At 72.8% G+C, this 6,537-nt stretch carries 5 protein-coding genes; all 5 read left to right on the top strand.

The genetic code is table 11. The features are described from left to right. On the top strand, positions 1 to 414 hold a 414-nt coding region (locus tag AC0CYZ_RS13175), incomplete at its 5' end, for a GNAT family N-acetyltransferase (protein ID WP_472215982.1). Next, positions 411 to 1,589, top strand: coding sequence for an LLM class flavin-dependent oxidoreductase (locus AC0CYZ_RS13170; RefSeq protein WP_472215980.1), 1,179 nt, complete (start codon positions 411 to 413; stop codon positions 1,587 to 1,589). The genes AC0CYZ_RS13175 and AC0CYZ_RS13170, both read left to right, overlap by 4 nt. Positions 1,590 to 1,603: 14 nt before the next feature. Beyond that, positions 1,604 to 2,992, top strand: a complete 1,389-nt coding sequence (locus AC0CYZ_RS13165) for an NtaA/DmoA family FMN-dependent monooxygenase (RefSeq protein WP_472215978.1) — start codon at positions 1,604 to 1,606, stop codon at positions 2,990 to 2,992. Positions 2,993 to 2,999: 7 nt separating this feature from the next. After that, entirely contained in the window at positions 3,000 to 4,379 is a 1,380-nt protein-coding gene (locus AC0CYZ_RS13160; RefSeq protein WP_472215976.1) for a pyridoxal-phosphate dependent enzyme, read from the top strand. Between the two features lie 390 nt (positions 4,380 to 4,769). Next, positions 4,770 to 6,329, top strand: a complete 1,560-nt coding sequence (locus tag AC0CYZ_RS13155; RefSeq protein ID WP_472215974.1) for a DUF6777 domain-containing protein — start codon at positions 4,770 to 4,772, stop codon at positions 6,327 to 6,329. The last annotated feature ends 208 nt before the right edge of the window (positions 6,330 to 6,537 follow it).

Below are 6,537 nucleotides of genomic sequence, written 5' to 3'. Positions count from 1 at the left end.
GGCGGCACGCCGGAGGCGCATCTCGATTGGTTGCCGGTCCCGCCTGCCGAGCTTGCGCCGCCCGACGGCGGCTTGGTGGTCGGTCTGGCCCCCGCAAGCGGGGGGTATCCCCACGACGGCCTCATCCCGGTCACTGGCGGCGCATTTCGGCGATTCGACGCCGACACCGTGGAATTCAAACGCATCTGGACCGACAGCAGATATCGCCGCCGCGGTTACGCCAAGGCGCTGCTGGCCGAGATGGAGACAATCGCTTCCGACCGGGGCTATCGGCGGGTCTACCTGATCACGGGCAGTCGCCAGCCCGAGGCAGAGGCAATGTATCGCAGCACCGGCTACACCGAGATCGAGGCACCGTCGTTCCCGGAGTGGGGGCCATTTCACGCCATCGCTTTCGCCAAGGTGCTGCCATGACCGAACAACTGCATGTGGGCGTCGCGCTTGACGGCTACGGCTGGCATCCACAGGCGTGGCGAACCACTCTGGCCGCTAACCCCGGGACGGAATCGGTACTCAGCGGGAGGTACTGGGCCAGCCTGGCGACGACGGCCGAGCGAGGCTTGCTGGACTTTCTCACGATCGACGACACGCTGATGGCCCAACCCGGGCGCCGCGAGGAGATCTCACCACGTCGGCTGGCTGGCCGCGCCGACGCGGTGCTTGTTGCCGCGCGTATCGCCCCCGTAACCCGGCACATCGGGTTGGTGCCGGTGGCCACGGTCACCCACACCGAGCCGTTCCACGTCTCCACCCAGATCGCGACGCTGGACTGGGTCACCTCGGGGCGCGCCGGCCAGCGGGTCAAGGTGTCGTCCGACCCGGCCGAGTACGCGCTCTTCGGCCGCCGCGACCCGAACGGCGAGGACCGCGGGTCGCTCTTCGACGAGGCCGCCGACCACATCGAGGTGCAGCGCCGGCTCTGGGACTCCTGGGAGGACGACGCCGAGATCCGCGACGTCGCGACCGGGCGCTTCGTCGACCGGGAGAAGCTGCACTACATCGACTTCGTCGGCTCCCACTTCGCGGTCCGCGGCCCCTCGATCACCCCGCGCCCGCCGCAGGGCCAGCCGCCGGTCACCGTGCTCGCCCACGTCGACACCGCATATCGGCTCGCCGCGCGCGCGGCCGACGTCGTGTTCACGACGCCGGACGGTGCGGGTCGCGACGGACCCACCGGTGACGCCGCGAGGACCCTCGCCGACGCCCGCGCCGCCGAGACCGCGGTCGGGCGCCGGGGTGACCCGTTGCTCGTCGTCGGGGACCTGCTCGTGCTCCTCGACGACGACACCGCCTCGGCGCGCGCCCAGCTCTCCCGCCTCGACTCGATCGCCCCGCTGCGCAGCGACGCCGCCGTGCTGGCCGGGACGGTCGCGGAGGTCGCGGACACCCTCGAGTCGTGGGCCGCGGCCGGGCTCGCCGGCGCCCGGCTGCGCCCCGCCGTCGCCGCGTCCGACCTGCCGCGCATCACCCGCGAGCTCGCCCCCGCGCCCCCCCGCCGGGGCCTGACCCGTAGCGCCTGGGGCGAGCCCGCCTCGTTGCGCGACCTGCTCGGCCTCGCCAAGCCCGCCGACCGCTACGCCCACGCGTGAGAGGAGGGCAGTCGATGAGCACCGACCAGCCCCGCAAGCAGATCCACCTCGCCGCGCACTTCCCCGGCGTCAACAACACGACCGTCTGGGGGGACCCGGCGTCGGGGAGCCACATCGCGTTCTCCTCGTTCCGCCACTTCGCGCAGACCGCGGAGCGCGCCAAGTTCGACTTCCTCTTCCTCGCCGAGGGCCTCCGGCTGCGCGAGCAGGCGGGCAAGATCTACGACCTCGACGTCATGGGCCGACCCGACAACGTCTCGATCCTCATGGCGATGGCTGCCGTGACCGACCGGATCGGGCTCGCGGGCACCGTCAACTCGACGTTCAACGAGCCCCTCGACGTCGCCCGCAAGCTCGCCTCGCTCGACCACCTCTCCGGCGGCCGCGCCGCGTGGAACGTAGTCACCAGCTGGGACGAGTTCACCGGCGAGAACTTCCGCCGCGGCGGCTACCTGCCCAAGGACAAGCGCTACCTGCGCGCCCAGGAGATGCTCTCCACCGCGCAGACGCTGTGGGACTCGTGGGACTCCGACGGCATCGTCGCCGACCCGGCGTCCGGGGAGTTCCTGCGCCGTCCCGACGAGGGCGCCTTCGAGGTCCACAGCGACCAGTTCGACATCAGCGGGCGCTTCCCCCTTCCGCGCAGCCCCCAGGGCCGACCGGTGATCATCCAGGCCGGGGACTCCGAGGAGGGCCGCGAGTTCGCGGCCGCCTCCGCCGACGCGATCTTCACCCGGCACGCCGAGTTCACCGCCGGCCAGGAGTTCTACGCCGACGTCAAGGCCCGGCTGGCCAAGTTCGGCCGGCGCCCCGAGGACCTCAAGATCCTGCCGGCGGCGACGTTCGTGCTCGGCGACACCGAGTCCGAGGCCGCGGAGAACGCACGCCAGGTCCAGTACCAGCAGGTCGGGCCGGCCACCGCGATCGCGTTCGCCGAGCAGGTCTGGAACCTCGACCTCTCCGACGTCGACCCCGACGGTCCGGTCCCGTCGTTCGACCCGAAGACCTCCGACGACGTCGACAGCGGCGGCCACATCTCGAAGGGCCGCGCGAGCGTGCGGCAGTACCGCGACCCGGTCGCGACCGCCAACGAGTGGCGCGAGCTCGGCGAGCGGGAGAACCTCTCGCTCCGCGAGGTCGTGATCCGCAAGAACGGGCGGCACACGTTCGTCGGGACCCCGCAGCGCGTCGCGGACACCATCGACCACTTCGTGCAGAACGACGCCTCCGACGGGTTCGTCCTCGTCCCGCACATCACCCCGGGCGGGATGGACGCGTTCGCCGACCAGGTCGTCCCGCTGCTGCAGGAGAAGGGCTCGTTCCGCACCGAGTACACCGGCACGACGCTGCGGGATCACCTCGGGCTCGCGCCGTTGCGCTCGGACGCGCTGGCGCAGTCGTGATCGGACGATGACCGCACCCGACCGGCGCGCTGTAGCGACCCCTCCGGCTGACTCGCTGCTCGCCCTCGTCGGCGGCACCCCGCTCATCCGGCTCGCCCGGTCGGCGCCGGCCGCCGAGGTCCACGCCAAGCTCGAGTACCTCAACCCGGGCGGCTCGGTGAAGGACCGGGCGGCGCTGGCGATGGTGCTCGACGCCGAGGAGTCGGGCGCGTTGCGCCCGGGCGGAACGATCGTCGAGGGCACGTCGGGCAACACCGGGCTCGGGCTCGCGCAGGTCGCCGCCGCACGGGGGTACCGGTCGCTGTTCGTGCTGCCGGACAAGACCGCGGTGGAGAAGCTCGACGCGCTGAAGGCCTACGGCGCGGAGATCGTCCTGACCCCCTCCGCGCTCCCCCGCGAGGACCCGGACCACGTCATCGCGTACGCCACCCGGCTGGCGAAGGAGACCGACGGCGGGTGGCTCGCCGACCAGTACGGCAACCCCGCGAACCCCGACGTGCACCGGCGCACCACCGGCCCCGAGATCTGGGAGGCGACCGGCGGGCGGATCACGCACCTCGTCGCGACGATCGGGACCGGCGGGACGATCACCGGGACCGGGCAGTACCTGCACGAGGTGTCGGGCGGCCGCGTGCAGGTCGTCGGCGCCGACCCCGTGACCAGCGCCTACGGCGGCGGCGACGGCAGTCCGTTCGCGATCGAGGCGGCCGGGCACTACATCCACCCCGAGACCGCGACGGACGTGTTCCCCGACGTCTACCGCCGCGACGTCATCGACCGGTTCCTGACGATCGCCGACCGCGAGTCGATCCTGACGGCTCGCGCGCTGGCGCGGACGGAGGGCCTGCTGGTCGGCGGGTCGTCGGGGACTGCGGCCGCCGCGGCGCTACGGGTCGCGGCCGAGGCGGGGCCGGACGCCGTCGTCGTCGCGATCCTCCCCGACTCCGGGCGGGCCTATCTGTCGAAGTACCACTCGGACACCTGGGTGCGGCGGCAGGGTTTCCTCGACGACGACCGCGAGGGGACGCTGGCGGGGCTGGTGTCGGACGTGGTGACGGTGCCGGTCGGCACGTCGGTGGGCGAAGCGAGGTCGGCGCTCGAGTCGTCGGGGCAACCGGCGCTGCCCGTGGTGCTGGCCGGGCGCTCGTCACGGTTCTCGCCGGCGGCGGGTGAGGTGCTGGGGCTGCTGTCGATCGCCGATCTGGCCGGGCCGGCGGATGCGGCCGTGCCCGTGCCGTCGACGCCCCCGGTCGGGATCGGCTCCGGCGAGACCGCGGCCGAGGCGCTGGAACGGCTGGGTCCCGACGCCGAGGTCGTCCACCTGGTGCGCGACGGCCGGCTCGCGGGCGTGCTCACGGTGGGGGCGCTGCGCGCTCAGGTCGGCTGACCGGCCAGCGGTCACGCGTCGTAACGCCGGCCCCACGACACCACCGGAGATCCGGGTCGCGGGGACCCGGTTCCCGAGCGCTCGTTGAGACCCGCGCGCCGAGTGGACCCGCACGGCTCTCCGCGCAGCCCTGAGAGCCCACTCGACCGTCCGACCCGGCCGTGGCCGGGTCGAGTGGACGCGTACGGCTGCGACCGCGACCCCTGGGGTCCACTCGGTGACGGGGTCGGTCCCTTCGTCGGGGTAGGGACAGCCCCCGGTCGATCAGCGGGTTCTTCCCGCGCGGCTCGGGGGTGCGCACGATCGTCGGGAAGCGCCCACCACAACAGGCTTCTCTCATCACCGAGAGGGCCGGACCGAGGCCCCCGGAACACCACCGAGGAGCCCGACATGACGACCTTCGACCCCCGCACCGTCCGCCCCAGCTACTCCGGCCCCCAGTTCGGCGCCGGTCAGTTCCCGGGCCAGCAGTTCCCCGGCCCCGTCCCGCCGCCGCCGTCACGGCCGAAGAGCAAGCGCCCCCTGGCCGCGAAGATCGTGGCCGGGCTCGTCGCGGCCGGCCTGGTCGTCGGTGGCGCCGGCACCTGGATGGCGTTCTCGGGCTCGACGGCCGAGGCCGCGGTGCAGTCCACGTCGTTCGCCGGTGCCAACCCGACGACCAACCCCTTCGGCACCGACGCTCCGCAAGTCGCGGCCGTCGCCGCCACCGGCCCGCAGGCCGGGGACACCAAGGGCCTCTACGCCGCCACCGACCCGGCCTCCTGCAACAACGCGGACTTCCTGTCCCAGCTGCAGGCCGATCCGGCCAAGCTCGCCGGCTTCGGCGGCGTCTTCGGCCTCGGTGCCGCCGACGTCCCCGCCTTCGTCAACAGCCTCTCGCCGGTCGTGCTGCGCGCCAACACCTCGGTGACCGACCACCCCTTCCAGGACGGGAAGTTCGTCGAGCAGCCCGCCATCCTCGCCGCCGGCACCGCGGTGCTGGTCAACAGCTACGGCGAGCCCACCGTCAAGTGCTTCAACGGCAACCCGCTCACCGGCGGCGCCCCGCTCGCCACCGCGGTCTCGGTGATCCCGACCGACCAGGTGATCTCGACCTTCCAGTTCACCTCGGTCGACAACAGCCGAGTCGTGGTCGTCCCCGGCAAGGACGACCCCAAGCCGAACAAGGGCCACAACCCGGACCCGTTCCTGCAGGCCAAGGCCGACGCCGCCAAGCAGCTCGCCGACAACGCCCGCAAGGAGGCGACGACCGCCCGCGACGAGGCCACCACGCTGGCCACCGCCCAGAAGACGGCCGAGGACAAGGCCAACGCCGCGGCCATCGCCGTCAACCAGGCACAGGCGAAGCTGAGCGGACTCAGCCCGATCTTCCAGCCGGTCGAGTTCCAGCAGGCGCTCCAGGCACTGCAGCAGGCTCAGCAGAAGCTCGCCCAGGCGGCCCAGGAGTTCGGTCAGGCGAAGCAGGCCGCCACGGACGCCGAGAAGAAGGCCAAGGACCTCGAGGACAAGGCCACGGCCGACGAGCAGGCCGCCGAGAAGGCCAAGCAGGAGGCCGAGGACTCGAAGCACCCCCACAAGAAGGAGAAGGACCAGGGCACGAAGGGCGAGGCGGTGCAGACCAAGGTCGACCCGACCACCATCGACCCGAAGGGCCAGACCCCGGTCGCCGGCCAGGCCGGCACCTCGATCCCGTGCGGCGCCGTCGCCGACTCGGCCGCGACCAAGGACTGCACGGTCCCGTCCGGCTCCGCCGACACCGCGACCGGCACCACGCCCGGCACCGGCACCGGCACGACGACCACCGGCACGACCTCGACCGGCTCGTCCTCGACCGGCTCGTCCTCGACGGGGTCCGGCTCCGGCAGCAGCTCGAGCTCCGGCTCCTCCAGCAGCAGCTCCTCGTCGGGCTCCGGCTCGCAGAGCCCGGCGAAGGGAGGCACCGACAAGTGACCTGAGCCGCCCGACGACGAACGCCCGGCCCCTCAGCAAGGGCCGGGCGTTCGTCCGTGTGCCCGGGTAGGGAGAACCCCCGCCGAGCCGGCGGGTCCTCCCCGCGCTGCTCGGGGGCGCACACGATCGTTCCGGCGCCGTGATCGCGACAGGCTTCTCCCATCACAGAGCGGGCCGGAACCGAGGCCCCCCGAAGCACCGAGGAGCC

The sequence above is a fragment of the Actinomycetospora sp. genome (assembly GCF_055612215.1).
Note: the sequence above shows the minus strand (reverse complement) of the source record. Positions and strands in the feature narration are given on the sequence as shown.

What these genes read in the sequence shown, in the direction of transcription:
- AC0CYZ_RS13170 (WP_472215980.1), top strand. Translation starts at nt 411, where the DNA reads ATGACCGAACAACTGCATGTGGGCGTCGCGCTTGACGGCTACGGCTGG.
- AC0CYZ_RS13165 (WP_472215978.1), top strand. Translation starts at nt 1,604, where the DNA reads ATGAGCACCGACCAGCCCCGCAAGCAGATCCACCTCGCCGCGCACTTC.
- AC0CYZ_RS13160 (WP_472215976.1), top strand. Translation starts at nt 3,000, where the DNA reads ATGACCGCACCCGACCGGCGCGCTGTAGCGACCCCTCCGGCTGACTCG.
- AC0CYZ_RS13155 (WP_472215974.1), top strand. Translation starts at nt 4,770, where the DNA reads ATGACGACCTTCGACCCCCGCACCGTCCGCCCCAGCTACTCCGGCCCC.